This window comes from Leuconostoc carnosum, from assembly GCF_007954525.1.
Lineage (GTDB): Bacteria > Bacillota > Bacilli > Lactobacillales > Lactobacillaceae > Leuconostoc > Leuconostoc carnosum.
Map to the genome: position 1 here is coordinate 1,342,730 of NZ_CP042374.1, position 25,286 is coordinate 1,368,015.

Annotated in this window: 32 protein-coding genes; 31 read left to right on the top strand and 1 reads right to left on the bottom strand. The window is 36.9% G+C overall.

Features of this window, described 5'->3' with window-relative positions:
• The 26 genes from FGL89_RS06715 to FGL89_RS06840 all read left to right on the top strand — a co-directional run bounded on the left by FGL89_RS06715 (position 1) and on the right by FGL89_RS06840 (position 22,294).
• Positions 1-603: an ATP-dependent Clp protease proteolytic subunit gene (locus FGL89_RS06715; RefSeq protein ID WP_014974736.1), complete on the top strand. Its 603-nt coding sequence runs from the start codon at positions 1-3 to the stop codon at positions 601-603.
• Between the two features lie 274 nt (positions 604-877).
• Positions 878-1,873, top strand: a complete 996-nt coding sequence (locus FGL89_RS06720; RefSeq protein WP_014974735.1) for a D-2-hydroxyacid dehydrogenase — start codon at positions 878-880, stop codon at positions 1,871-1,873.
• Between the two features lie 115 nt (positions 1,874-1,988).
• Positions 1,989-3,227: a PTS sugar transporter subunit IIC gene (locus FGL89_RS06725; RefSeq protein ID WP_014974734.1), complete on the top strand. Its 1,239-nt coding sequence runs from the start codon at positions 1,989-1,991 to the stop codon at positions 3,225-3,227.
• Between the two features lie 344 nt (positions 3,228-3,571).
• Positions 3,572-4,264, top strand: a complete 693-nt coding sequence (locus FGL89_RS06730) for an aggregation-promoting factor C-terminal-like domain-containing protein (protein WP_050995377.1) — start codon at positions 3,572-3,574, stop codon at positions 4,262-4,264.
• A 149-nt stretch (positions 4,265-4,413) separates the two neighbouring features.
• Positions 4,414-4,950 (top strand): YqeG family HAD IIIA-type phosphatase, encoded by a 537-nt coding sequence (locus tag FGL89_RS06735; protein WP_014974732.1) that lies wholly within the window; start codon positions 4,414-4,416, stop codon positions 4,948-4,950.
• The gene (gene yqeH, locus FGL89_RS06740) at positions 4,940-6,085 is read left to right on the top strand and encodes a ribosome biogenesis GTPase YqeH (protein ID WP_014974731.1); all 1,146 of its coding nucleotides are present in this window, start codon (positions 4,940-4,942) and stop codon (positions 6,083-6,085) included. The genes FGL89_RS06735 and yqeH overlap by 11 nt, the downstream gene beginning before the upstream one ends.
• Positions 6,085-6,399: a ribosome assembly RNA-binding protein YhbY gene (gene yhbY, locus FGL89_RS06745; RefSeq protein ID WP_147000475.1), complete on the top strand. Its 315-nt coding sequence runs from the start codon at positions 6,085-6,087 to the stop codon at positions 6,397-6,399. The genes yqeH and yhbY overlap by 1 nt, the downstream gene beginning before the upstream one ends.
• An 18-nt stretch (positions 6,400-6,417) precedes the next feature.
• Positions 6,418-7,056 (top strand): nicotinate-nucleotide adenylyltransferase, encoded by a 639-nt coding sequence (nadD, locus tag FGL89_RS06750; RefSeq protein WP_014974729.1) that lies wholly within the window; start codon positions 6,418-6,420, stop codon positions 7,054-7,056.
• Positions 7,049-7,630 (top strand): bis(5'-nucleosyl)-tetraphosphatase (symmetrical) YqeK, encoded by a 582-nt coding sequence (gene yqeK, locus FGL89_RS06755; RefSeq protein WP_014974728.1) that lies wholly within the window; start codon positions 7,049-7,051, stop codon positions 7,628-7,630. Before nadD ends, yqeK begins: the two co-directional genes overlap by 8 nt.
• 44 nt (positions 7,631-7,674) lie before the next feature.
• A complete protein-coding gene (gene rsfS / locus FGL89_RS06760) occupies positions 7,675-8,046 on the top strand; it encodes a ribosome silencing factor (RefSeq protein WP_014974727.1) in 372 nt (123 codons plus the stop codon).
• A 49-nt stretch (positions 8,047-8,095) separates the two neighbouring features.
• Positions 8,096-8,854: a class I SAM-dependent DNA methyltransferase gene (locus FGL89_RS06765; RefSeq protein WP_014974726.1), complete on the top strand. Its 759-nt coding sequence runs from the start codon at positions 8,096-8,098 to the stop codon at positions 8,852-8,854.
• Positions 8,851-10,026 (top strand): nucleotidyltransferase, encoded by a 1,176-nt coding sequence (locus FGL89_RS06770; RefSeq protein ID WP_014974725.1) that lies wholly within the window; start codon positions 8,851-8,853, stop codon positions 10,024-10,026. The genes FGL89_RS06765 and FGL89_RS06770 overlap by 4 nt, the downstream gene beginning before the upstream one ends.
• A 17-nt stretch (positions 10,027-10,043) precedes the next feature.
• Entirely contained in the window at positions 10,044-10,589 is a 546-nt protein-coding gene (locus tag FGL89_RS06775; protein ID WP_014974724.1) for a YceD family protein, read from the top strand.
• Positions 10,590-10,683: 94 nt separating this feature from the next.
• Positions 10,684-11,373, top strand: a complete 690-nt coding sequence (locus FGL89_RS06780; RefSeq protein ID WP_014974723.1) for a response regulator transcription factor — start codon at positions 10,684-10,686, stop codon at positions 11,371-11,373.
• Between the two features lie 5 nt (positions 11,374-11,378).
• Positions 11,379-12,488, top strand: coding sequence for a sensor histidine kinase (locus FGL89_RS06785; protein ID WP_014974722.1), 1,110 nt, complete (start codon positions 11,379-11,381; stop codon positions 12,486-12,488).
• A complete protein-coding gene (locus tag FGL89_RS06790; protein WP_014974721.1) occupies positions 12,469-12,735 on the top strand; it encodes an acylphosphatase in 267 nt (88 codons plus the stop codon). The genes FGL89_RS06785 and FGL89_RS06790 overlap by 20 nt, the downstream gene beginning before the upstream one ends.
• A gap of 50 nt (positions 12,736-12,785) precedes the next feature.
• The gene (gene yidC, locus FGL89_RS06795) at positions 12,786-13,709 is read left to right on the top strand and encodes a membrane protein insertase YidC (protein WP_014974720.1); all 924 of its coding nucleotides are present in this window, start codon (positions 12,786-12,788) and stop codon (positions 13,707-13,709) included.
• 69 nt (positions 13,710-13,778) lie between these two features.
• The gene (locus tag FGL89_RS06800; protein ID WP_014974719.1) at positions 13,779-14,552 is read left to right on the top strand and encodes a TrmH family RNA methyltransferase; all 774 of its coding nucleotides are present in this window, start codon (positions 13,779-13,781) and stop codon (positions 14,550-14,552) included.
• Between the two features lie 98 nt (positions 14,553-14,650).
• A complete protein-coding gene (secG, locus tag FGL89_RS06805) occupies positions 14,651-14,887 on the top strand; it encodes a preprotein translocase subunit SecG (RefSeq protein ID WP_277950080.1) in 237 nt (78 codons plus the stop codon).
• A gap of 74 nt (positions 14,888-14,961) precedes the next feature.
• The gene (gene rnr, locus FGL89_RS06810) at positions 14,962-17,286 is read left to right on the top strand and encodes a ribonuclease R (RefSeq protein WP_014974717.1); all 2,325 of its coding nucleotides are present in this window, start codon (positions 14,962-14,964) and stop codon (positions 17,284-17,286) included.
• A 38-nt stretch (positions 17,287-17,324) separates the two neighbouring features.
• Positions 17,325-17,792 carry an SsrA-binding protein SmpB gene (gene smpB, locus FGL89_RS06815; RefSeq protein WP_014974716.1) on the top strand — a complete coding sequence of 156 codons (468 nt, stop codon included), beginning with the start codon at positions 17,325-17,327 and terminating at the stop codon, positions 17,790-17,792.
• A gap of 100 nt (positions 17,793-17,892) precedes the next feature.
• Entirely contained in the window at positions 17,893-19,449 is a 1,557-nt protein-coding gene (gene rny / locus FGL89_RS06820) for a ribonuclease Y (RefSeq protein ID WP_014974715.1), read from the top strand.
• Positions 19,450-19,574: 125 nt separating this feature from the next.
• Positions 19,575-19,988, top strand: coding sequence for a DUF948 domain-containing protein (locus FGL89_RS06825; RefSeq protein WP_014974714.1), 414 nt, complete (start codon positions 19,575-19,577; stop codon positions 19,986-19,988).
• Between the two features lies 1 nt (position 19,989).
• Positions 19,990-20,541 carry a hypothetical protein gene (locus FGL89_RS06830; RefSeq protein WP_014974713.1) on the top strand — a complete coding sequence of 184 codons (552 nt, stop codon included), beginning with the start codon at positions 19,990-19,992 and terminating at the stop codon, positions 20,539-20,541.
• Positions 20,542-20,812: 271 nt separating this feature from the next.
• The gene (locus tag FGL89_RS06835) at positions 20,813-21,163 is read left to right on the top strand and encodes a hypothetical protein (RefSeq protein WP_014974712.1); all 351 of its coding nucleotides are present in this window, start codon (positions 20,813-20,815) and stop codon (positions 21,161-21,163) included.
• A gap of 54 nt (positions 21,164-21,217) precedes the next feature.
• Positions 21,218-22,294 carry a hypothetical protein gene (locus FGL89_RS06840; protein ID WP_014974711.1) on the top strand — a complete coding sequence of 359 codons (1,077 nt, stop codon included), beginning with the start codon at positions 21,218-21,220 and terminating at the stop codon, positions 22,292-22,294.
• A 37-nt stretch (positions 22,295-22,331) separates the two neighbouring features.
• Here the strand turns inward: FGL89_RS06840 and FGL89_RS06845 are convergent, their stop codons facing one another.
• Positions 22,332-22,658 (bottom strand): hypothetical protein, encoded by a 327-nt coding sequence (locus FGL89_RS06845; RefSeq protein WP_041773227.1) that lies wholly within the window; start codon positions 22,656-22,658, stop codon positions 22,332-22,334.
• A 262-nt stretch (positions 22,659-22,920) separates the two neighbouring features.
• Here FGL89_RS06845 and gmk point away from each other — a divergent pair, with 262 nt between their 5' ends.
• The 5 genes from gmk to FGL89_RS06870 all read left to right on the top strand — a co-directional run bounded on the left by gmk (position 22,921) and on the right by FGL89_RS06870 (position 25,137).
• Positions 22,921-23,517, top strand: coding sequence for a guanylate kinase (gene gmk / locus FGL89_RS06850; RefSeq protein WP_014974709.1), 597 nt, complete (start codon positions 22,921-22,923; stop codon positions 23,515-23,517).
• Positions 23,518-23,527: 10 nt separating this feature from the next.
• Positions 23,528-23,740: a DNA-directed RNA polymerase subunit omega gene (gene rpoZ, locus FGL89_RS06855; RefSeq protein WP_014974708.1), complete on the top strand. Its 213-nt coding sequence runs from the start codon at positions 23,528-23,530 to the stop codon at positions 23,738-23,740.
• A gap of 90 nt (positions 23,741-23,830) precedes the next feature.
• Positions 23,831-24,340, top strand: coding sequence for a peptidylprolyl isomerase (locus FGL89_RS06860; RefSeq protein WP_041773161.1), 510 nt, complete (start codon positions 23,831-23,833; stop codon positions 24,338-24,340).
• Between the two features lie 40 nt (positions 24,341-24,380).
• Entirely contained in the window at positions 24,381-24,758 is a 378-nt protein-coding gene (locus FGL89_RS06865) for a CvfD/Ygs/GSP13 family RNA-binding post-transcriptional regulator (protein ID WP_014974706.1), read from the top strand.
• A 10-nt stretch (positions 24,759-24,768) separates the two neighbouring features.
• Positions 24,769-25,137 (top strand): hypothetical protein, encoded by a 369-nt coding sequence (locus FGL89_RS06870; RefSeq protein ID WP_014974705.1) that lies wholly within the window; start codon positions 24,769-24,771, stop codon positions 25,135-25,137.
• Positions 25,138-25,286 lie beyond the last annotated feature (149 nt).

Below are 25,286 nucleotides of genomic sequence, written 5' to 3' on the forward strand. Positions count from 1 at the left end.
ATGTGGCCAGGAGTTATTGAACAAACTGCTAATGGACGTGAAAGCTATGATTTACCTTCACGTTTGCTAAAGGATCGTATTGTTTTGGTTCAAGGCGAAATTGAAGATAGTATGGCGACATCAATTGCTGCGCAATTACTATTTTTGGAAGCGCAAGATCCAACAAAAGAAATTTCAATGTATATTAATTCACCAGGGGGCTCAGTTACAGCTGGACTATCAATTACTGATACAATGAATTTCATTAAAGCACCGGTAACAACAATTGTTATGGGATTAGCTGCTTCAATGGGAACTATCATTGCTAGTTCAGGTGAGAAGGGGCATCGGTTTATGTTGCCCAATGCCGAATACCTGATTCACCAACCAATGGGTGGTGCTGGTGGCGGTACGCAACAGACTGATATGGCAATTATTGCTAAGCAGTTGACTAAGACACGTGAAAAACTAAATAAGATTCTAGCAAATGCGTCAGGGAAAGACTTAGAAACAATCGCGCATGACACAGAGCGTGATTATTGGATGAGTGCTGAAGAAACGTTGGAATATGGTTTGATTGATGGCATTTTAACAAAAGCCGGCGAGAAACCAGTTATTAAGTAATTACAAATATATTAAGACAACAAAAAAGCAGATTGATAATGATTATCGTCAATCTGCTTTTTTGTTGTCTTAAATATGGGTATTCTCTAGCATCGTGGCATGATCAATAATTGGGAGTTCTTTATAAATATGAGGCAATAATTATGTAGGTTTGTTAAGCGGTTTCAATGTTTATAAATAGCGGTTATCGGTAGGTTTAAAACATTAATAATATACGTGCGAAAATGCACAAAATAAGGTACAATGGTATTGTAATAAAAATTAGGAGGATCTTATGAAGATTTTTGCTTATGGTATCCGTGATGATGAAAAGCCATCACTTGAAGATTGGAAGTCAACTCACCCAGAAGTTGAAGTTGATTATACACAAGAATTATTGACACCTGAAACTGCCAAATTGGCTAGTGGGTCTGATTCAGCAGTTGTATATCAACAATTGGATTACACACGTGAAACTTTGACTGCTTTGTCAGAGGTAGGTGTAACAAACTTGTCATTGCGTAATGTTGGTACGGACAACATTGATTTTGAAGCTGCTAAAGAATTGAACTTTAACATCTCAAATGTCCCAGTATATTCACCAAATGCAATTGCTGAGCACTCAATGATTCAATTGTCACGTTTATTGCGTCGCACAAAGGCCTTGGATGCTAAAATTGCAAAACACGATTTGCGTTGGGCACCAACAATTGGTCGCGAAGTTCGCATGCAAACAGTTGGTGTAATAGGTACAGGAAACATTGGTCGTGTCGCTATCAAAATTTTGCAAGGATTTGGCGCAAAAGTTGTTGCATATGATAAGTTCCCAAATGCTGAAATTGCAGCACAAGGATTGTATGTTGATTCGCTAGACGAATTATATGCGCAAGCTGACGCCGTGGCATTGTTTGTGCCAGGTGTACCTGAAAACCATCATATGATTGATGCTTCTGCTATTGCTAAAATGAAGGATGGCGTAATCATTATGAACGCGTCTCGTGGTAATTTGATGGCCATTGATGATATTATTGATGGATTGAATTCAGGTAAAATTTCAGACTTCGGTATGGATGTTTATGAAGAAGAAGTTGGTTTGTTCAATGAAGATTGGTCAAACAAAGAATTCCCAGATTCTAAAATTGCTGACTTGATTTCACGTGAAAATGTTTTGGTAACACCACATACTGCTTTCTATACTACGAAAGCAGTCCTTGAAATGGTTCATCAATCAATGGATGCAGCCGTGGCCTTTGCAAACGGTGAAACACCATCTATTGCAGTTAAATACTAAAATAATCATAACAAATAAAGCACGTGTTTATGATGAAAACATGGGGGAGATTCATCAGCCACATGTGTTTGTAGGATAATTGAGATAGTCGTGAGAGACTGTTAAGGGAAAGAAAATGAGTATTAAAGCAGATGGTCACAAATGGGCCACAAAAGAATCTCAAGAAGTACGTAATGAAGAGTATGCACGTAAAGCCACTGAAATTGCAACGGTTGAGTTTAGTGGTGCTACAGAATTAAAATTGAAGGATTTTTTCTTTAAAGTACTGTCTGGATCAGCGCAAGGTATTTTGATTGGTGTGCTACCTTCAGCTGTTATGAAGTATATCATTCAATACTCTGGTTTGGGTGCAACAGATTTTGGTGCTAACTTAAGTGCGATTTTAACTTTGTTTACATCATTGATACCATTCTTAATTGGTATGGCGGTTGCATTACAGTTTAAAATGAAGAGTTTGGATGTCGGTGTTGTTGCCGTTGCAACAGCAGTTGCCTCTGGATCCATCAAGTGGGCAACTGCACCAGCGGGCTTTACCAATCCAGTTACAGGGTTGAAGTCGATAGCACCAGCTAATGTTTATATTGCTAGTGGTGCCGGTGATGTTATCAATGCGATGATTGTTGCTGCTATTGCTGTACTAGTAACATGGTTGGTATCACGATATCTTAAAGGATTTGGTTCAGTTGCTATTATTTTAAGTCCCATTATCGTTGGTGGCGGTGTCGGCTTAATAGGTAAGTATATTGCACCTTACGTCGGATTAGTAACAACAGAAATTGGTGATTTGGTAGCAACATTTACTAAACTCGCGCCAATTCCAATGTCTATTCTGATTGCCATGGCATTTGCCATTATTATTATTACACCAGTATCAACAGTTGGAATTGCTTTGGCTATTTCATTGTCTGGTATTGGTTCGGGTGCTGCAGCCATGGGTGTTGTGGCAACAACGATTGTATTATTGATTAATTCTTGGCGTGTTAATAAGCCTGGTGTGACTATTGCCATTGCTTTAGGTGCTATGAAAGGCATGATGCCTTCAGTATTTGCTAAGCCAGTTACAATGTTACCATTCTTATTGACAGCAGCTATTTCTGGTATTCCTGTTGCTTTGTTTAATATTCAAGGAACACCGGTAACGGCTGGATTTGGTTATATTGGGTTAGTTTCACCAATTCAATCTATGGTAAAAGATCCAAGTGTACCAGCGAGCGTAATGAACCACTTCATTAACCCTATTGTGGCGTTAATTGCTTGGTTGATTGTTCCAATAATTGCTGGATTTATCGCTCAGTTTATATTTAGCAAGTTATTGAAATTATATTCTCCAATGGATTTTCAACAAGATTTATAATATGACATGATATTGAAACATAAAAAAATCACTTCGGTGGTTTTTTTATTATTTAAAGTACTTAATAACTCTGAAATGATTAATTATATTATTATAGTCATATAATTGATTCCGAAATTGTTTATCAGACAGTAATGTAAATACAAAGTTGCAAAATAATGATTGATGTCAGTTTATTTCTGAAGGTAATATTTACTTTTTTGTGATGTTTTATCCACCAAAAAGAGGTTAAACAGAAAAATAAACAAATTATATGTACATTGTTTAATAATACCTTTTTGTACTGATTTTTGACATATATTGTCATTGTTTTGTAACATAGTTCGTGCAAAATAGAAAACATGATGTTAAAGAGAATAGTGATTATGAGTGCAACTGTGACGGGTTTGACGTTAGGTGTATTGGGAACACACTTTACAACAGACCGCCAACCAACCGAAGCTTCACTGCTTGATACGAAAATTGAGGTACGAGCTGTTGATTCATTAGCTGATATGAAAACAGTGCAACTAATGCCACAACGACAAAAGAATCAAGTAGTTACAAAAAATGTATCTGAAACAGCACAGGTACAAAATACTAACCAGGCAGTAACAGGATCAAATGATGATCTGACAGTTAAAGACGATGAGTTAGTGAATAATGCAACAGTACCAGCAGAACCTAAGGCAGAACAAGCTGAAGTAGCTGAGATAGCGACTAGTACACCATCTCCAGTGCGAGCAGAAGCGAATAAAGCAGTACCAGTAGCTACAAGCGAAGAAAAGGCGAACCAATCAACAGCATCGGCATCTGAACCAGCAGCTGATATGCAATGGCTGATTACACGCGAAAGTCATGGTGATCCGCATGCTCAAAACGGATCATATTATGGTATTGGACAGTTATCTGAAAATTATTATGAAAAATATGTACCCGGTCAAGACTATCGTGGTAATTATGGCGTACAATTATTAGCCATGCAAAAGTATATTGCAGAACGTTATGGTACGGTAGGTAATGCCATTACACACTGGCAAGCAAACAATTGGTATTAAAATCTCGTAGAGCACGTAACACAAATTTATCATACGGTTTTTAAAAGCATACAATGATGTGTGCTTTTTTGATTTTAGTACAGTGGTTTTAAATTTACAGTGATTGTAGTGTATAATAAGATAGATAAATAAATTGGACGAGGGCTTTTATGCGCTTAGAACGCTTTACGCCGACCTACATGGTTGAAAGAATATATGATTTAACAGTTGAAGATTTAAAATCACATGGGATTACAACGGTTTTAGCCGATTTAGATAATACATTACTAGCTTGGAACAATCCGGAAGGGACACCAGAATTACGCCAATGGTTACAAGATTTACGTGAAGGTGGTATCGAGTTGATAGTTGTGTCTAATAACACAACTAAACGTGTTGCTAAAGCGGTTAAGCCACTGAATGTTAATTTTGTATCGTGGTCATTAAAGCCAATGCCACGTGGCATATTGCACATCTTACGTACACAGCATCTCAAACGCGAAGAAGTTATTATGGTAGGTGATCAGATGTTGACTGATGTGTGGGCAGCGCATGGTGCAGGTGTGCGAAGTGTGTTGGTCAAAAGATTGATTGAGTCAGATATGTGGCAAACTTGGCTGAATCGTAGTATTGAAAAACAAGTGAAAAAGATCGTTTTTAAAGCGCATCCTCACTTAAAATGGGAGAAATCACTTCGTGACAGATGAAGTAACGGACGCATATGTCCAAGAACAATTAAATGAAGGTTTACGATGTGTCGGTTGTGGCGCATTGATGCAAATAACAGAACCGCAAAATGCCGGTTATTTGCCTTTAAGTGCGTTAAAAAAGGCCATTGATAGTGAAGAATTATTTTGTCAACGGTGCTTCCGTTTACGTCATTACAATGAAATTCAGCCGGTTGAATTAACAGACGATGATTTTGCTGACCTATTACATCAAATCTCAGATACAAAGTCATTAATTGTCTATGTGATGGATGTATTTGATGTAACTGGATCAGAAATTTCTGGGCTGCCACGTTTTGTTGGCCAGGATAACCCAATTCTTGTGGTAGCTAATAAAATTGACCTATTACCTAAGCTATTAAACAAAAGACGACTAAAGAACTGGCTACAAGCAGAATTAAAGTCGCAAGGCATACAACCAGCCGATATTTTTTTGACATCTGCTACGCATCCCAAGAATTTGGATGATTTATTGGAAACAATCGACGACTTACGTCAAGATCGTGATGTTTATGTTGTAGGTGTGACGAATGTTGGTAAGTCAACTTTAATTAATCAGATTATCAAATCGCGTACTGGTATACAGGACTTAATTACAACTTCTCGATTCCCTGGTACAACATTGGATCGTATTGTCATTCCTTTGTCTGATGGTAAAGATCTTATTGATACACCGGGAATTATTAAGCGTGATCAAATGGCATATGTTTTGTCGAATAAAGATTTAAAATATGCTTTACCAAAAAATGAAATTAAGCCACGAACTTATCAATTAAACCCTGAACAGACACTCTTTATTGGTGGTTTAGCACGTTTTGATTTTGAAAGTGGGGAACGTACAGCGATAACGGCTTACTTTGAAAATAATTTAAAGTTACATCGCACAAAGCTAGCTGGTGCTGATGAACTCTACGACAAACATGTTGGTGAGCTATTACAACCTGCACCAAGTGGTATCAGCACACATGAACTTATCAAGCATGAATTTAATGTAACAGAAAAAAGTGATATTGTATTTTCAGGGCTCGGTTGGATGACTGTACCTGCTGATATTAAAGTTTCTGGTTGGGCACCAAAGGGCGTTTCAGTCCTTATTAGAAAGGCAATGATTTAATGTTAAAAATAACAGGTAAACAAAAACGTTTTCTACGTTCAAAAGCTAACACATTAACACCAATTTTTTCAGTAGGAAAAAATGGTCTAGCTCAAGCATGGGTTGATGAAGTTGTACTAGCATTATCAAAACGTGAGTTAGTTAAAATTAGTTTGCAACAGAGTGCAGATGAATCATCAACAGAGGTTGCTGATTTCATTCAAACACATTCAGATATTACCGTGGTACAGACTATTGGGCGAACGTTAGTTTTGTTTTTGCCAGCACAAGAAGATAAATACAAGAGAATTTCGGTTGAATTAGCTAAGATTTAATTTAAGGCGGTAATATCAATGAACGGGACGTATATCTTTTCAACTCAAACACAAGTAGAATCCAAACCATTGCTTCAAAAAAAGCGTATTGGTATTTTTGGTGGGACCTTCAATCCACCACACATTGGGCAATTGGTCCTGGCAGAATGCGTAGGTAAACAATTAGGTGTAGAAAAAGTATATTGGATGCCTAATTCACAGCCAGTGGATGGTACGCATGCAAGTGCCATTGAACCTTCTTATCGTGCACAATTGGTTAAAAGTGCAATTATGGGGAATCCTTTTTTTGATATTGAACTGATTGAAATCCGTAACGGTGGACAATCATATACCTATCAAACTATGCGTGAGCTTGTTGAGTCACATCCCGAGAATGAATATTATTTTATTGTGGGCGCTGAAAAAGTTAAAAAAATTCAGTCATGGGACTACATCGATGAATTAACTCAACTAGTTAAGTTTGCGGTTGGTGTTCGTGACGGGCAGAAAAAACAATTAAATTTCCCTGCCTTGTGGTTTGATGTACCAGATATACGTATTTCGTCGTCGGATATTCGAACACGATTGCGGTTGAAGCAAAGTATTAATTATCTCGTCCCTGAACGTGAAGCATATTTTATTCAGGAGTATAATTTATATAGAGGCTTATATGACTAAATATTTTGATGGTACAATGATGGACTTAGAAGCAAAAGTTGCTGCTAAACTTTCTGATTATCGTTTTCAACATGTTTTGCGTGTGCGGGACTATGCTCGAAAGCTAGCCATGGCTAATGGTGTTGACGTTGAGCAAGCAGAAGTAGCGGCATTAGTACATGATTACGCTAAAGAACGTTCAAATTCAGAATTTTTGACGTTAATTCGTGTCAAAAATTTAGATCCTGATTTGGCTAACTGGGGTAATTATATTTGGCATGGTGTGGTTGGTGCTGAAATCATTCACGATGAGTTAAATATTCAAGATAATGACATTTTAAACGCTGTTCGTGAACATACAACTGGCGCAGCCGAAGGCATGACGAAATTGTCGCAAGTAATATTCATGGCAGATTATTTAGAACTTGGCCGTAATTTTTCTGGTGTAGACGCAGCGCGTCGTATCACCGATGAATCATTAACCGCAGGTATTAGGTACCAAATTGTTCACACTGTTTTACATCTTGTAAAGAAAGAAACCGCAATTTATCCTAAGAGTATCACAACATATAATTATTGGATAAATCAAAAATAAACTGGTTGATCTAGATTGAAAAGAAAGAGTATAGGAAGAAAATTTTGACAACACCATTAGATATACAAAAAAAGTTGGAAATAGCAGTAAAAGCAATTGATAGTAAAAAAGCAAATAACATTGTCGCTATGGATATGCATAAAGTGAGTTTGATGGCGGATTATTTTGTGATTGCTGACGCAACGTCTAATCGCCAAGTACAAGCCATTGTAACCGAAGTAAAAGATAAAATTCAAGAAGCTGGTGGTGACATTAAGTTGATTGAAGGTTTTCAAACAGCAGACTGGGTTTTGATTGATTTGGGGGATGTCATTGTACATGTCTTTTCAACAGAACAACGTGATTTCTATAATTTAGAACGTTTGTGGCATGATGCGCCATATGTTGATTTAACTAAATTACTTGTAGCGGAATGAAGAATAGAGATGGGCGGCAGCTCGTCTTTTTTTCTGTTAAAATAAGTTTATGACTAACAAAAATTTACAACAAAATTATACAACTTTTGCCGAGAAATATGATCAGTTATTTGATGATGACATGTATCAAGCATGGGCAAATTATGTGACACAAAATGTCACAAAAGGCTCAGTACTTGACTTGGGTGGTGGCGCAGGTAGATTGGCTGTATTATTGGCAAAGCAACAATATGAAGTTGATATTTTAGACTTATCAGAGGATATGTTATCATTGGCGCAACGGCATGCTACTGAGGCAGCTGTTGATTTAAATTTGTTACAAGCAGACATGCGAGAATGGACTGACTGGCAAAAGACATATCCGGTAATTGTTAGTTTTGCTGATGCTTTGAATTATTTACCGCAATTGACAGACTTAACAGCTACGATTGAACAGGTTTATTCACATTTAGAGCCTGGGGGTGTGTTTTTATTCGATGTAATCACACCTTATCAAACTAACGTATTGTACGATAATTATTATTATAATAACGATGATGATGAAGACAATATTTTTATGTGGACTAGTTATCTAGGTGAGGCAGTCAATAGTGTGGATCATGATTTGAAATTTTTTGTTTATGATCCAAAAATTGATGGTTTTAATATTTTAAGAGAAATCCACCATGAGCAGACATATGATTTAGATATTTACCAACAAGTTTTGTCAACAGTAGGATTTACTGATATTGAAGTAACAGCTGACTTTGGGAAACGTGCAATAGATGATAAAACTGAACGATGGTTCTTTAAGGCGGTGAAAAAATGAAAGTTGTAGGATTGGTAACTGAATATAATCCATTTCATAATGGACACATTCACCACATACAAGAAGCTAAAAGAGTCACTCAGGCTGACGTTGTGGTTGCTGTTATGTCAGGTAATTTTGTTCAGCGTGGTGAACCAGCACTATTTGATAAATGGACAAGAGCAAAAGCAGCACTAGAAAATGGTGTTGATTTGGTTATTGAACTGCCCACTTTTTATGCGGTACAGCCGAGTCATTTATTTGCGGAAGGCGCAGTTAAATTACTATCAGCATTGGGAATTGAGGACATGGTGTTTGGCTGTGAACATGCAGATGTTGATTTTTTAGCGTTAGCTAAGGAAGCACCTGCCATTGATCAAGGACAAAAATTTCAAAATAAAAATCAGACTTTTGCGAAATCTTATGCCCAACAATTAGAGAATGAGACAGGATTTGTATTAGAAGATCCAAATGATATTTTAGCATTTGGTTACGCGAAGGCAGTGTTGAAATTGGATGTTAATATGGCACTGCACCCAATTCAACGCGTTGTGGCTGGATATCATGATCAAACACTGATGGACTCTCAAAGCATTGCTTCAGCTTCTTCTATTCGTTTAGCACTACATAAAGGTAAATTAGAAAAAATACAAAATGTCGTGCCGAACAATACTTTGGCTGCAATTAATTCAGAAATAAACACGGTTGGCTTTGAAGAGAAATTTTGGCCACTGCTTAAATACCGTTTAACAACAGATACAATTGGCCAACTTGGGCAAGTATACCAAATGGCTGAAGGGTTGGAACACCGTATGGCAGCTGTCGCATTAGCCGAACCAGGGCCACAAAGTTATCAAAGTTTTATTAAATCCGTGAAATCTAAACGTTACACTTTCGCACGGATTCAACGTATGTTGTTTTACACACTGCTTAATGTTAAGGTTGATCAAATGCAAGCAGCCATGCAGGACCCCTATTTGCGCGTACTTGGTTTCACTGATGCAGGACAACATTACCTCAATGAAATTAAGAAAACTGTTACTTTACCAATCATTAGTAAGGTTGATCAACAGTTAGCTAAAGCTAATTTGCGTCTTGACTTTAAAGCAGGAAAATTGTGGCAAATGCTGGCCAGTGAGCAAGATCAACAGCAAGATGTGACACGTAAACCCATTTATGTGACAAAGAAATAGGTATCGAAGGAAAAATTATGAAGTATAATAAAAATCAACTCCAAAAATATCATCAAGCACCACTACAATTTAATGAAACACTGGATTTAGAAGCAATTGCTAAACAACGATTTCCAGAAACTGTTTTAGCATTATCATCATTAACTGTTGATGGTACAATCCGTTACGATGAAGCTGATGATTTACTTTTACATGTCACTGTAACTGGACAAATTACTGTGCCATCTTCTCGATCGCTCGAGCCCGTACTATTGGATGTTGATCTAACTATTGATGAACTATATATTGATAATGAGAAACACCTTGAAGACTTTGAAGAGACAGAAGCAGTTTTTGTATTAGAAAATGATACACTTAATGTCGATGAAGCTATACTTGACAACATTGTAGCCAATTTACCGTTGCAAATTTTAACGGCTAATGAGCTAGAAAATGATGTATTACCATCAGGTCAAGATTGGCATGTTATCAGTGAAGAGACCTTCGAAAATGAGAAAAAACAAGCAACTAAGCCACCATTGGACCCCAGACTAGCTAAATTAGATGATTTTTTCAAAGAATGAGAAAATACTTGCAAAACTTTAGAAATTACTCTAGAATAAAAGGAAGTAATAGAAATAAATTCGGTTTAACCGAGCTAAACATTGAGGGCAAATAATGAGTAAAGTATTGATTGTTGAAGATGAAGAAAACTTGGCAAAGTTTGTCGGGTTGGAGTTAAAACATGAAGGATATGAAGTAGAGACGGTTTTGGATGGTCGTTCAGGGTTAGATTTAGCTTTAGAGAATGATTATGATGTTATTTTGCTTGATTTAATGTTACCAGAATTAAATGGTTTAGAAGTTGCGCGTCGCTTACGTGAAGTAAAAAAGACGCCAATTATTATGATGACTGCGCGCGATTCTGTTATTGATCGTGTCTCCGGGCTGGATTATGGTGCAGATGACTACTTGGTGAAGCCTTTTGCCATTGAAGAGCTACTAGCACGTATTCGCTCATTATTGCGCCGTATTGCCATTGAAACAGAATCTAATGACAAGCACCGTGCTATTATTAATTTTAAAGATTTACGTATTGAAAAAGAAAATCGTATTGCACGACGCGGTGATCAAATTATTAATTTGACTAAGCGTGAATATGATTTATTATTAACATTGGTGGAAAATATCAATGTTGTCCAATCACGTGAGCAACTGCTGAAAGAGGTCTGGGGATTTGATTCAGAAGTAGAGACTAACGTTGTTGACGTTTATATTCGATACTTACGTAATAAAATTGATGATCCAGAAAGCAAGGCGTCATACATTCAGACTGTTCGCGGTACTGGATATGTCATGCGTAGTTAATTTAAATGATGACTAACAAAAATATCAAAACTGAAAAAGCTTCACGTCGTTTTTCGCTGCGTTGGCAGTTAGCATTGGGTATGGCGTTAGGCTTTTTTGCTATATTCATTATATTTGCATTACTTGTGACTGAACGGCTACAAAAATATTATGGCAGATTGCCAGACGAACTCTATCATTGGTTAGAATTAATTGTGATTGCAGGTAGTGTGACTATTTTTGTATTTGCCATTGTTCTAGCACGATACATTTTACGCCCAGTAAAATCAATTCAAACCACAATCAAAGCCCTTGAAGATGACCCTATGACAGATATTCGTGCGAGTGAAATTGGCGCTAATGATGAATTGTCTGATCTTGTTCGTGTTTTGAATCGTATGATTGACCGATTGCAGAGCTTAATTAGTGCGCAACAGCAGTTTGTTTCTGATGTATCTCACGAGTTACGCACACCTGTTACGATTGTTAAAGGACACATGGATTTACTTAACCGTTGGGGAAAAGATGAACCAGAGGTCTTAGATGATTCGATTAAATCTTCCCTTGCGGAAATGCAACGGATGGAAACCTTAATCAATGAGATGTTGAATTTAACGCGTGCGGAACAGATACCGATTGAGAATGTTAAGGAAATTAGCGAAGTAGGGGGCTTGGTTCATCGTGTATTCGATAACTTCAAAATGATTTATCCTGATTTTGTTTTCACCTTGGATGATGATTTAACACGAGAAGCACGAGTGAGAGCACGTCAAGATCATGTTGAGCAGATTTTGATTATATTGGCGGATAATGCTGTTAAGTATTCTTTAGATCGTAAAGAAATTCATTTTGCTTTATCACAGACCGCTAATCAAGTTGAAATTGGCATTCAAGATTTTGGTGAGGGTTTATCTACGGATGATGCCGAACATGTTTTTGATCGTTTTTATCGTGTCGATAAAGCCCGTTCTCGAGCCAAAGGTGGTAATGGGTTAGGATTAAGTATTGCTCAGCGGTTGGTTGAAGGTTATGGTGGTGAAATCAATTTAGAAACAGCTTTGGGTTCAGGCTCCGTTTTTACCATACGTCTACCACTTTATAAAGAGGTAATTGATGATGAAGAGTTATCAAGTTAATGTTTTTGGTATTGTACAAGGTGTAGGATTTCGCTGGTTTGCGCAACAAACAGCTCGGACATATCATATTGTTGGCTGGGTTAAAAATGAGTCAAATGGTTCAGTACTTATGCATATACAAGGAAAAGAAACAGATATTATAGATTTTATCGCAACGATTCAACAGGGGACTGGGTTTAGCCGTGTAGATAAGATTATTAAAGAAGTAATTATACCATTTGATGCGAATAGTTTTGCTATTAGGTAGTAAATATTGGTATAATATACTTTTGTAACAATCAGGAGAAAAATAAACTTATGAAACAGCTAAAACGTGTCCTTACAGCAGCCTTTGTTATCTTGGACATTATCTTAATTACTGGCGGCTATGATGAACATAGTAAGATGTATCGTTGGATTGGGCATCCCTTAGCCGATATAATGACAAGTATTGCGCACATGATTGGTGGCGTTAATGGCATTGGTTGGGCAATTATTATTATTACCGCTATTTTGCGTTTGGTTTTGCTGCCTTTCTTTTTGAATCAACAAGTCAACACTACAATTAACCAAATCAAGATGCAAAAGTTGAAGCCAGAAATTGACAAGTTGCAGTCTCTTTCTCGTAAAGCAGGGACCACTCAAGAACAACAGCAAGCTAGTATGGCAATGATGTCTTTGTATCGTGAAAATGAAGTTAATGTCATTGGTGGTATTTCATTCTTGACGATGGCTATGCAATTACCGGTGTTCTCTGGCTTGTATTCTGCTATTTTGCATGCGCCAGCTTTGAAAGAGGCATCATTCTTAGGTTTTGACCTGAGTCAACCGCAAATTGTTTTTGCAGTTATCGCGGGTGTTATATATTTGATACAAGCATGGTTAATGATGCAATATATGCCAGCAGAACAAAAGAAGACATCAGCAATGATGTTGTTTATTAGTCCCATCATGATTATGGTGTTTGCGATGATTGCTAGTGGAGCTATTGGACTTTATTTCGTGGTTGGTGGTGTGTTTGCGCTTATTCAATCTCTGATTCAACATTATCAACGACCTGGTTTAGAAAAGCGAGTTGCATTAGAGTTTAAAATCAAAAAAACAGCTGATGATTTAATGGCTGAAGGTATCAAGGTGCCAACTGCCAAAGATTCGCAAAACGTTAACCAAAAGAACAGTGACATAGTATCAAATAAACAGTTAAATAAGGAAAAACGTAACGCTGGTAAGCAGCAACGTTGATGGGTAAGTACGTCAAAAAAGTTTGACGTACTTTTGTCAGTTCTCAGAAGAACAGAAAGAAATAGAATTATGGATCGCATTTTATCAAATCAAAATAGTCACGTTAAAGCATGGTCGAAACTTGCAACAAAAAAGGGTCGCCAAGAAAACAGGACTTATCTATTAGATGGTTGGCACTTAGTCGAAGAAGCTGTTAAAGCGGGTGCTAAGTTCCATGCTGTTATGGCAACTGAAGAACAAATGGCTGAGCACTTGCCAGATGTCCCTCATGGTGTACCAGCTTTTGAAATTAGTGCTGAAGTCGCTAAACATATTGCTGGGACAAATACGCCTCAAGGTATATTTGCTGAAATTTCACTACCTGACAAGACTTTTAATCCGAGTTATGTTCATGATGGTGCTTGGTTATTACTTGATAACATTCAAGACCCAGGGAATGTAGGTACTTTGATTCGTACAGCCGATGCAGCTGGGTTTAAAGGGGTTGTTTTAGGAGCAGGAACAGCAGATGTTTTTGCGCCTAAGGTTGTGCGAGCAATGCAAGGTTCTCAATTCCATTTGGAAGTATTAAATGGTGATTTAAATGAATGGGTAGATGCTTTGACAGCTAATAATTTACCTGTTTATGGTTCACAATTAAATGAGTCAGCTAAATCATATCGTGATGTTGAGGCTAGCACACAATTTGGTTTGATCGTAGGTAATGAAGGACAAGGCATGTCAGATGTACTTGCTGAAAAAACGACAGCTAATCTTTACATTCCTCTCCAAGGTCAAGCCGAAAGTTTGAATGTTGCCATTGCCGGTGGTATTTTAATGTTTAGTTTGGTAAGCGGCAATTAAAACACTGGTATCATTTTTTAAAAAAATAATAATTATTATGCAGTATATTGATTTTTTTGGTACAATAAGAGTTAACGATTATAAGTAGAGGTATGACTGTGGAACAAATACTCACTGTAATTTTGATTGTCGTGGGTTTTTTACTCATTATGACAGTCATGATGCAACCAAGTAAGCAACAAGATGCGTTATCAGCTTTGTCTGGTGGTGCTGGTGACTTGTTTTCAGAACGTAAATCACGTGGATTCGAAGCCGTAATGCGCCGAACAACTGCTATTTTAGGTGGTTTGTGGTTTATTATAGGTTTTGCGTTAATGTATTTATCAGCACATTAAAAAGAATAAAGGTCAGTTTGCTCTTTTTGTAGACTGACTTTTTATTTTGAAAAAAATTCAGAAAGAAGATATAAATGTTATTAGAACAATTAAAATCACAAATAAATGGTTTTTTAAAAGAAAACCGTGAGCAAAAATTTACAGCTCAAAATATGGCAGACGGATTACATATGACATCTGCTGCTGATTATAAGCAAGTAGTTAACGCTATGAATGCTTTGGTCAGAGAAGGAGAAGCGGTTGATCAGGAAGGCCGCTATCAGTATAATGTCAATGCTGGCTATGTCATAGGTGAATATCGCGCAAATGATAAAGGCTTTGGGTTTGTCAAATATGACGATGAGTTGCCTGACTTCTTTATTAATCCTGAAAATACATTGCAGGCAATGCAAGGTGATCAAGTTCGTGTGTCGACTTTAAAACCATCTGCTTCTCCAGATCGGGGACCAGAAGGTAAAGTAGAAGAGATTTTATCACATGCCTATGAACGAATAGTGGGCGCGTTTTCACTTGGTTCAGAAGCCAAAAATATGATTGGTGAATTACGAATTAGCGATAAGAAAGCTATGAACTTTAAAGTTTTGGTGAATGGTGACGGTTTGAAGCCTAGTGATGGCCAGGTTGTTGTGGCTGAAGTAGTGACTTTTCCTGACAAAACCCATCCCCGTGAGTTAGTGGCTCATGTGGTAGAGACTTTGGGATTCAAAGACGAACCAGGCATGGATATTTTGCAGATTGTTTATGCAAAAAAGATACCCAGTGATTTTCCAGAAGACGTGCTAGCTGATGCAAAAAAGATTCCATCTGATGTGTTGGCATCTGATTGGCAAGGTCGTGAAGATATTACTGAGCAAACATTAGTTACGATCGATGGGGCAGACACAAAAGATATCGATGATGCGGTAGTCGCATGGCGATTGAGTAACGGTAATTATCATTTAGGTGTACATATTGCTGATGTGTCACATTATGTTACTGAAGGATCATCAATTGATAAAGAAGCATATAATCGTGGGACATCAGTTTATTTGACGGACCGTGTGATTCCAATGCTACCTCGTAATATTTCAAATGGTATCGCGTCCTTGAATCCCAATGTAGAACGGTTGGCTATGTCGGCAGAAATGGAAATTAATCCAGAAGGTCGAGTAGTTAATCACCGTTTACATACATCAGTCATGAAATCGCATGCCCGTATGACCTATGACGCAGTGAATAAAATTTTAGAAGGCGACGTTTTTGTACAAGAAGAGTATGCGCAGCTGACACCTATGTTCAAGGTCATGGGAGAGCTGCATGAAATTTTGTATAAGATGCGTAAAAAGCGTGGTGCAATTGAATTTGATGCACCAGAAGCACAAATCATTGTTGATGATGAGGGAAAAGCTGTTGATATTCAATTACGTGAACGCGGTACAGCTGAACGCATGATTGAGTCATTTATGTTAGCAGCTAATGAAACGGTAGCGGAACATTTTGATAAATTAGAAGTACCATTTTTGTATCGTATACATGAAGTACCGGATGGCGAACGGGCCAAGTCGTTCTTCGAGTTTTCAAAGGCATTGGGGCATCCAGTGTATGGTGATCCTAGTAAAGTGACGCCCGTGATGTTACAAAAATTGATGAATGACATAGCAGGTGATCCAGCCGAGCAAATGATTTCAACAATGATGCTGCGTGCTATGAAGCAAGCAAAGTATTCGCCAGAGCCAGTTGGTCATTTTGGATTAGGTGCAGAATATTATACTCACTTTACTTCGCCTATTAGGCGTTATCCTGATTTGACAGTACATCGTTTAATTAAATGGTATGAAAAACATGGCTATGGCATTGAATCACAAGCTAAGTATGCTGATTCATTAATGAAAATTGGTGAGGATACAAGTACGCGTGAACGTCGTGCTATTGATGCTGAGCGAGATGTAGATGCATTGAAAAAAGCTGAATATATGTTGGATAAAGTCGGCCTAGAGTTTGATGGTGTTGTTAATTCGGCCTTAAAGTTTGGACTCTTCATTAGTTTAGAAAATACAGTTGAAGGGTTAGTGCATATTTCGAATTTGACTGACGATCACTATGAGTACGACGAGTCTCATGCGGCTTTAATTGGCCGTACAAAACATCATATTTATCAAATTGGGCAGAAAGTTCGAGTGAAAGTACTACGTGTCAATAAAGAAGAGCGTACTGTGGACTTTATTTTAATTGATCCAGAAAGTGCACCAACAACAACGATTCGAGTTGCTACCAAGGATAATGGTAAGTTTGGCAAAGGTCGTAATCGTGATGAGAGACGTCAAAATGAACGACGTGGTAAATCTGAAGGTCCAAAACAAAAACGTGGGCCATTAGATGCTAAGCAAGGACAAAAGCGTGATTCAAAACGTAATTTCTAGTAATTACATGTTTTATAATGGTAATGGAGGCAATGTATATGTCCCAAAAAAAGCAAAAAAATAACGAACAATATCTTGCACAAAATCGTAAGGCACGTTTTAATTATGCTATTGAAGAAACATTTGAGGCTGGTATTTCGTTAACAGGTACAGAGATTAAATCAGTACGTGCAGGTCAGATTACTATTGGTGATGGTTTTATTACCATCCATGATGGAAACGCCATATTGGCCAATGTTCACATAGCACCATATGTGCAAGGTAATCAATTTAATGTAGATCCACTAAGAGCCCGTCAATTACTACTTCATAAACGAGAAATTACTACTTTATACAAAGCAGCAAGTGAATCTGGGGTAACAATTGTACCGCTAAAAGTTTATTTAAAACATGGATTTGCGAAAATTTTGATTGGTATTGGTCGAGGTAAGAAAAAATATGATAAACGTCAAGATATTAAACGTCGAGATCAAGAACGTGAGTTAGGTCGACGTTTAAAACACTGAGAGTCGAAAGACTCTTTTTTGTTTGACGTTGACTGCATTTATAGATATACTTAATGTATGTGAAATATTAAAAGTTCACAAGCTGAAAGGAAATATAAGCATGATGGTAACAATCTTTTCGGCGCTCTTCGCAATTGTGATTGGCCTTGTTGTTGGTTATTATTTACGTCTATTACATGATAAAAGACAAATTACCTCAACAAAACAAATTGCAAATAACATTCTTGAACAAGCACATAAAGAAGCTAAAAGTTTAACACGTGCAGCCAAAACTGACGCCAAAGAAATGGCCCAAGATTATCGTAATCAAGTGGACAATGATTTTAAGGATCGTCAAAAGCAGCTGCAACAGCAAGAACAACGGCTTGATGACCGTATTTTGAACCTCGACAAGAAGGATGCGGCCTTGAATCAGCGCGATGCGCAATTGATTCAAAAAGAAAACCAAGTACAATTCCGTTTGGATGATGCCAATAATAAACAAAAATTAGCAGATAACTTGGTCACATCTCAGCAAGAAAAATTGGAAGAAATTGCCCAATTAACGCCTAATGATGCGAAAGAACAGATTTTAAGTGAAACGAAAAAGAGTTTAGTACGCCAACGCGCTGTTTTGATTAAAGAATCAGCCGAAGATGCAACTAGTGAAGCTGAAAAACGTGCCCGAAATATTGTGGTACAAGCTATTCAAAGATCAGCCGCAGACGCTGTTTCTGATATAACAGTTTCTGTTGTTCATTTACCGAGCGAGGATATGAAGGGACGTATTATTGGTCGTGAAGGTCGTAATATTCGAACGATAGAATCGCTGACAGGGATTGACTTAATTATCGATGATACACCGGAATCTGTTGTCTTAAGTGGGTTTGACCCTATTCGACGTGAAATTGCTAAAATGGCATTGGACACGTTGGTCGCAGATGGTCGTATTAATCCATCACGAATTGAAGAAATGGTGGAGAAAGCACGTCGCCAAATTGATGAAACAATTCGCGAGAAGGGTGAGGCAGCAGTTTTTGAATTAGGATTGCGTGGTCTTCACCCAGATTTAATTAAAATGATTGGACGTATGAATTATCGTACGTCGTATGGACAAAATGTGTTGCAACATTCGATCGAGGTCGCAAAACTTGCGGGAATGATGGCAGCAGAGCTTAAAATGGATGTCGCGCTTGCGAAGCGCGCTGGATTAATACATGATATTGGAAAGGCAGTTGACGCTGAAGTAGAGGGTTCCCATGTGGAATTAGGCGTTCGCTTAGCTGAAAAGTTTAATGAAAAGCCAATTGTTATCAATGCAATTGCCTCGCATCATGGTGATGTTGAGTCTACTTCACCGATTTCTGAATTGGTTGCTGCTGCTGATGCAATTAGTGCAGCTAGACCGGGTGCACGTAGTGAGTCACTAGAAAACTACGTACAACGATTGAAAGATCTTGAAACAATTGCTAATACTTACGATGGTGTAGCATCAGCTTACGCTATACAGGCTGGGCGTGAGGTTCGTGTCATTGTTGAACCAACGAAGCTTACAGATATACAAGCAACTGTCTTGGCACATGACATTAAGTCAGAAGTTGAGGAAAAACTTGAATATCCAGGACATGTAAAAATTACAGTTATTCGTGAAACACGTGCAATAGATTACGCGCATTAAGCAAGGTAAAAACTACTCATTGAGTAGTTTTTTTTGTTATACTTAGTGTATGTATTGAAAATGGTGTAATATTTCATATGAATTTTAAAAAAATTATACCTAAATATACAAATGTGGAGGGATTTATGGAACCAGGACAATTAGCACTCATTATTTTTGCGGTCGCGTTTTTGCTATTAGTATTGTTTATTGGTATGTTTTTGTTCAAGATAGCACGTTCCCTAGACGTCATTACACTTGATGTGGATACGCTTGCTCGTTCAAGTAATGAGATTTTAGGCAATGCTAATACATTATTGAATGATGTCAATGGCAAGGTAAAAAATTTGGATCCAGCCGTGCAAGCTGTTGCTGATCTATCAGAAACAGTCTCACAACTGAATGCTTCCGTTCAGAATGTTACCAATAAATTTTCAAGTTCTAAAGTAGCAAAGACAGCTAGCGCTAGCGGTGTAGCTGCAGCGTTTGCCAAAAAAGCAACATCGGCTGCCGTAAATAAGTACAAAACAAATAAATCAATGAAAAAGGAGAGTAAATAACATGTCAAAATCAAAAGGATTTTTAGCTGGGATTTTAGTAAGTGCTGCAGCGATTATGACATTTAAATCGTTACCAAAATCAAAGCAACAAGAGCTGAAAGAAAAAACAACTAAGGCAGGTGTAGTAATACGAGATATGGGATATGATACAGCCTATCTCACTGCTGATATGATTAATGATGTGACAGACAAAGCCAAGGTTACAGTAACTAATCTAAAGCGCCAAGGGCAAGATAAATATGGTGATAAGATTGATGTAGCCGCTGATCACATGAAACAGTTTTCAGAGCAGGCCACGCCATACGTCGACAAAGCCAAGGATATTGCTGGTGAATACGTTGAGAAGGCGCAAAATTCACTTTCTGATTTTCGAGGCAAGTTAACTAGTGATGATATTGAGTTGACACAGGAAGATATTGCTTTAGAAGATGCATTACTTGATTTGTCTGATGATGTACAAGAAGAAGTTGCAGATAAAACTGAAGAAGTTAAAAAATCAGTTAATGAAACGGTTGATCAAGTTACTGAAGATATTAGTGAAAAAAATAAATAATATTGAAAAGCAACACAAGCCCATGCAACTCTAAAGTTTGTGTTGTTTTTGAATAGTTTTTTTATTTATGGTAAAATGTTTTGTAATTCTTTAGCAATAATATTGAATATATATCAGTTTTTTTGGTATGTAACAATAAAATCGCTATCTTTTTAACAAAGCGACAAAGATAAAACAAATTTAATCTAAAGGAAATGTGTGGGTTTTGCTGTGTTAAATATACTTGTTTAGTGAGGTATATTATTTCACGCATGACTAATACTTTAAAAAAATGTCAAAAGAAAAGATTGATTCAGCTGCGTTTCTCTCATCGTTATTCCATTATGTGCATGATTTTAATTATAATCATATTGTGTTTGAGGCGAATCGTTATAGGGTGTCTGTTAACTTGGCACGCAAATCGGCTGTATACGGTAATGCGGATATGTTCTATGTCTCAGTTGATACAAAGGCGTTTGCGGGTGTTATGTCAGCAATTAATAGCGCTATTGAAATTGCCGAATTAGAAGGTAGTCGACAAGCTGTTATCAAAACACCTCATTTGGAACGTGATGAACAGATTTTTCAGTTTCGTCTAAGAGAATTTGGTAACGGTAAGTATAGTTTAGATCTGAGTGTTTAATTTTTGGAGAGGAAATGTGCTGAGTGCAAGTTTACTTACTCGCACAAGTAAATTATGAAACAAGGAAAATCGGCGCAAATTAAAAAAATACGCCATACACAAAAAAAGCAAAAACTTGTCTCAAAGGATAAACTGCCAGAATTTAATTATAATCAATTTTCGGGTTTTTTGAGGGCGCGTTATTATTTGACACATCATCAGAAATACAATAAGGAAGTCTTTGAAGTTGCTTCATTTTTCTTAGATGATGTGATTGCAATGATGGTCAATCAGAATTTTACTCAGTTTACGAGCAATGAGCGTGCTATCGTTAAGTTAAATGAAGTGATGCAGGCAGCATTGGTTAACAGTGATGACAAGGATTGGCGCTATTTTGTCTTGTTGGTACCTGTTTTGTATGATATGCAACAATTTTTTGTTAAAGAGGGGAGTGTCAATGCACGTTTTGTAGCACAGGCACCCAATTTTGATATTAATTTTTGGCGTATGATTATGCGAACAGTTATGGCTGTTAATTTTTTTAAGTGGCAAGGTAAAGATGTTGCAGAATTAATGCAAAAATCAAATGCTGTTGATGATTTACAATTTAAATTTTTATCTGAAAATGAGCAGGATGATGATTTTAATTTAGTAATTATAGCCGAAACTTTCAGAGAATTGACGCCAAAAATTAAGCCGTTACAGGCTATAGAAACAGTTGTTAAATTAGAACCTGATTTAAATGAACTAGAAATACAAGCGGAGTTAGAGTACGCCGACAAAAAACTTTTACAGTTTCAGGAGGCTTCTGTTAAGGATGTTGTTAGTGATAATGTTGTCAGTATGCTTTATGCTTTCCATGAAGGTATGGCTAAGGAATACAACGCTACTCATGATTTGTGGGATGCAAAAACTTTGAATGCGTTTGCATCTGAACACTTATTAGATTACTGGATACCTGAGTGGGATAATTTAGATGGTATTGGTGGCGAGGTTAAATCATATTTGACTTTCTTGAGTAAAAAGCAGGCAATTTATGGTTTAGGTGAGTTGTTATCAGGAATAACTGATATTGATCGCTATATTGATGTCATCTCATTAAATCATTTACTGCAACAAAAAAACGTTAAATTTATTGAAGAGTTAGCTTAAATAATACCGACTTCATTTCAAAATGAGGTCGGTATTATTAATTGAATGAGATATGGCGAATTGTTCCAGGTAAAATTGTTACCATTTGATGTGTTAGTGGTGACTGAATCAGTATTTGTCCTTGGATATTTTGGTAAACATAGCCAAAATAGTTTGTAACATCTTCACTTAGCAATGAATTATTAATCTGGATGGTGGCTGGGTTTTCAGAATTTAGTGCAAATTCTAGGCGGGTAATTAGTTCATTAGCCATAAGTTGTGGCTTTAATGGGACGTGCTTTTTAGGTTTCAAAAAGTCTTTTAAACTGTTTATAGCACGATGAATTGGTGATTCAAGTGGTTGCTGTATAAGATAGTTTTGCATCATGAGCATATGACTCCTCGTATCATTCGTTAATTATTATCATACGAACAAATGTTCAAAAAATCAAATTTTTTATAATGGCTTAACCTTTTCTTGAGTATTTTTTATATTTAAAATCCTAATATATTAGGGATATTCATTGATGTGACTTATATTTATGTGTACGAACAAATATTCAATCAAAAGATAAAATTGAGATAGCATTGTATATCATGGCAAAAATGTGTATAATACTATCATTAGTACATAAAGAGGATAAATGATGACGCAGCGTGGTTTACTAATTGTATTATCTGGCCCTTCCGGAGTTGGAAAAGGGACAGTGCGCAAGGCTATTTTTGAAGAAGATGGCATTGATTTTCAATATTCTATCTCGGCAACAACCCGCCAACCAAGAACTGGTGAAGTTGATGGCGAAGACTATTTTTTTGTTTCTCATGATGAATTTGAAAGTAAAATAGCGAATGGTGATATGTTAGAATATGCACAGTATGTCAACAATTACTATGGGACACCTAAAAGTTTTATAGATGATACACTTTCAAGTGGCAGAGATGTCTTTCTTGAAATTGATGTACAAGGAGCTTTGCAAGTAAAGTCAAAAATGCCAGAAGGTATTTACATATTTTTGACACCACCAGATTTAACAAATTTACGAGAACGTCTAGTAGGTCGTGGTACTGACTCACAAGAAGTTATCGAAAAACGTGTTGCAGCTGCACGTGATGAACTGAAACAAATGATTAATTATGATTATGCTGTTGAAAATGACCAAGTTACTAACGCAGTTGATCGTATTAAATCAATTATCAAATCAGAACGTTTGCGTGTTACGCGCGTTTTTGAAAAAACATTTTAGGAGAATAGCCATGTTACTTTATCCATCAGTTGATAAGTTATTAGAAAAAGTTGATTCACGTTACAAATTAATTGCTCTAGGAGCCAAACGTGCTCGAGAATTAGATGCGGGTATGCCTGCAACGCAAGAAACATTTGAATCAAATAAGTCAGTCGGCCGAGCTTTAGAAGAAATAGAAAATGGTGATGTTATTATTGATCCAGATTTCGAAGATCAAGTATAATTATCCATAAAATCAAATAGTATTAGCAGACACGGTCAGGTATTAAACAACTTATGTCGTGTCTTTATAAATTTCAGGAGACTAACAATAATAATGGATTACCCACAAAAAGATGCAGCAAATTACAATGGTCCAGTGGCCACGTTTAAAACAAGTCAAGGTGACATTAAAATTAAACTATTTGCAGATATAGTACCTAAAACAGTCGAAAACTTTACAACTCATGCTAAAAATGGTTATTATGACAACGGTATTTTTCATCGTGTGATTCGTGATTTTATGATTCAAGGTGGTGATCCCAACGGTAACGGTATGGGTGGTGAAAGTATTTGGGGTGGCAGCTTCAAAGATGAGTTTTCAGATAAACTACTAAATATTAAAGGTGCCTTGTCAATGGCAAATGCCGGTCCAAATACTAATGGTTCGCAATTTTTCATCGTTCAAGCAGAAGAGACGCCTTGGTTAAATGGTAAGCATGCTGTGTTTGGTCAAGTTATTGAAGGAATGGATATCGTTGATAAAATTGCACAAGTAAGTGTAGATATGAATGATAAGCCACGCGAAGATGTTAAAGTTAATACGATTGAAATTGCAGACTAATGGTCTGCTTTTTTGTTATAATAATATTGAGGAATTAATTATGACGTATCATATAGGTCAAAAAGTAACGGGATATGTTACAGGTATTCAATTGTATGGGGCTTTTGTTGCCTTAGATGATCACACACAAGGGTTAATACATATTTCAGAATGTAAATCTGGCATTGTCCGTGATTTAAAAGACGAGTTACGTATTGGTAAAAAAGTGGAAGTAGTTGTGTTAGATATTGAACAGTACACGCAAAAAATTAGTTTATCACTGCGTCAAGAAAATATGGTCACTAATCAGACAAGAATGAAGAGTGTTAATTTACATAAGCGTTTTTGGACTAATAGTCACTTACACTACGGCTTTACACCTATTAAGGATAACCAATCCAAATGGGTAGAAGAAGCATTAGAACGTATTAGCAAATAAAGGAGAGAACATGTCACTTATTGCTGCAACAGCCATTGCTTTGAAAGAAAATTTGCCTTACTTTTTAGTTGAAGAAGATGAACACGGGTATCACTTTTTTACAGCTAAAATGCATCGACATAATCATGATACATCATTGGGTACCGTATTAAGAGGTCTGAAAACACTTGGGCCCGTTGATCTTAATCAATGGCGTTTAGGGGAATTAACTAGTGTGAACAACGGTGGCGTATTAATGTCTCTTTATGCTTTTGAAGTTGATAATATGTTAAAAATTGAAAAATCGCTAGATTCTAATCTGAAATTTGTACCTGCAAATCAGTTGCACCAGCTACTAGAAACAGTACAAACAACGTCTTTTGTCAGTTTTGAAGAATAAATTAACAAAAGTGTTGACAAGTGAAACAAGACGCAGTAAGATAGTATAGTTGTCAAATAGCGAAAGCGGTGCAGGGCGTCAGAGCGAGCGTAGCGAGGAGGAAACTTCTCAAAACAAAGGTGTTGACAAACGAAACCGAGCGTGGTATG

What these genes read in the sequence shown, in the direction of transcription:
- FGL89_RS06845 (WP_041773227.1), bottom strand. Translation starts at nt 22,658, where the DNA reads ATGCAAAACTATCTTATACAGCAACCACTTGAATCACCAATTCATCGT.
- FGL89_RS06725 (WP_014974734.1), top strand. Translation starts at nt 1,989, where the DNA reads ATGAGTATTAAAGCAGATGGTCACAAATGGGCCACAAAAGAATCTCAA.
- rpoZ (WP_014974708.1), top strand. Translation starts at nt 23,528, where the DNA reads ATGTTACTTTATCCATCAGTTGATAAGTTATTAGAAAAAGTTGATTCA.
- rny (WP_014974715.1), top strand. Translation starts at nt 17,893, where the DNA reads ATGATGGTAACAATCTTTTCGGCGCTCTTCGCAATTGTGATTGGCCTT.
- FGL89_RS06765 (WP_014974726.1), top strand. Translation starts at nt 8,096, where the DNA reads ATGACTAACAAAAATTTACAACAAAATTATACAACTTTTGCCGAGAAA.
- FGL89_RS06865 (WP_014974706.1), top strand. Translation starts at nt 24,381, where the DNA reads ATGACGTATCATATAGGTCAAAAAGTAACGGGATATGTTACAGGTATT.
- FGL89_RS06715 (WP_014974736.1), top strand. Translation starts at nt 1, where the DNA reads ATGTGGCCAGGAGTTATTGAACAAACTGCTAATGGACGTGAAAGCTAT.
- FGL89_RS06785 (WP_014974722.1), top strand. Translation starts at nt 11,379, where the DNA reads ATGATGACTAACAAAAATATCAAAACTGAAAAAGCTTCACGTCGTTTT.
- smpB (WP_014974716.1), top strand. Translation starts at nt 17,325, where the DNA reads ATGTCCCAAAAAAAGCAAAAAAATAACGAACAATATCTTGCACAAAAT.
- FGL89_RS06800 (WP_014974719.1), top strand. Translation starts at nt 13,779, where the DNA reads ATGGATCGCATTTTATCAAATCAAAATAGTCACGTTAAAGCATGGTCG.
- FGL89_RS06730 (WP_050995377.1), top strand. Translation starts at nt 3,572, where the DNA reads ATGTTAAAGAGAATAGTGATTATGAGTGCAACTGTGACGGGTTTGACG.
- gmk (WP_014974709.1), top strand. Translation starts at nt 22,921, where the DNA reads ATGACGCAGCGTGGTTTACTAATTGTATTATCTGGCCCTTCCGGAGTT.
- FGL89_RS06780 (WP_014974723.1), top strand. Translation starts at nt 10,684, where the DNA reads ATGAGTAAAGTATTGATTGTTGAAGATGAAGAAAACTTGGCAAAGTTT.
- FGL89_RS06840 (WP_014974711.1), top strand. Translation starts at nt 21,218, where the DNA reads ATGAAACAAGGAAAATCGGCGCAAATTAAAAAAATACGCCATACACAA.
- FGL89_RS06870 (WP_014974705.1), top strand. Translation starts at nt 24,769, where the DNA reads ATGTCACTTATTGCTGCAACAGCCATTGCTTTGAAAGAAAATTTGCCT.
- nadD (WP_014974729.1), top strand. Translation starts at nt 6,418, where the DNA reads ATGAACGGGACGTATATCTTTTCAACTCAAACACAAGTAGAATCCAAA.
- FGL89_RS06825 (WP_014974714.1), top strand. Translation starts at nt 19,575, where the DNA reads ATGGAACCAGGACAATTAGCACTCATTATTTTTGCGGTCGCGTTTTTG.
- rnr (WP_014974717.1), top strand. Translation starts at nt 14,962, where the DNA reads ATGTTATTAGAACAATTAAAATCACAAATAAATGGTTTTTTAAAAGAA.
- FGL89_RS06770 (WP_014974725.1), top strand. Translation starts at nt 8,851, where the DNA reads ATGAAAGTTGTAGGATTGGTAACTGAATATAATCCATTTCATAATGGA.
- yhbY (WP_147000475.1), top strand. Translation starts at nt 6,085, where the DNA reads ATGTTAAAAATAACAGGTAAACAAAAACGTTTTCTACGTTCAAAAGCT.
- FGL89_RS06790 (WP_014974721.1), top strand. Translation starts at nt 12,469, where the DNA reads ATGAAGAGTTATCAAGTTAATGTTTTTGGTATTGTACAAGGTGTAGGA.
- FGL89_RS06830 (WP_014974713.1), top strand. Translation starts at nt 19,990, where the DNA reads ATGTCAAAATCAAAAGGATTTTTAGCTGGGATTTTAGTAAGTGCTGCA.
- FGL89_RS06835 (WP_014974712.1), top strand. Translation starts at nt 20,813, where the DNA reads ATGTCAAAAGAAAAGATTGATTCAGCTGCGTTTCTCTCATCGTTATTC.
- FGL89_RS06775 (WP_014974724.1), top strand. Translation starts at nt 10,044, where the DNA reads ATGAAGTATAATAAAAATCAACTCCAAAAATATCATCAAGCACCACTA.
- FGL89_RS06720 (WP_014974735.1), top strand. Translation starts at nt 878, where the DNA reads ATGAAGATTTTTGCTTATGGTATCCGTGATGATGAAAAGCCATCACTT.
- yidC (WP_014974720.1), top strand. Translation starts at nt 12,786, where the DNA reads ATGAAACAGCTAAAACGTGTCCTTACAGCAGCCTTTGTTATCTTGGAC.
- yqeK (WP_014974728.1), top strand. Translation starts at nt 7,049, where the DNA reads ATGACTAAATATTTTGATGGTACAATGATGGACTTAGAAGCAAAAGTT.
- FGL89_RS06735 (WP_014974732.1), top strand. Translation starts at nt 4,414, where the DNA reads ATGCGCTTAGAACGCTTTACGCCGACCTACATGGTTGAAAGAATATAT.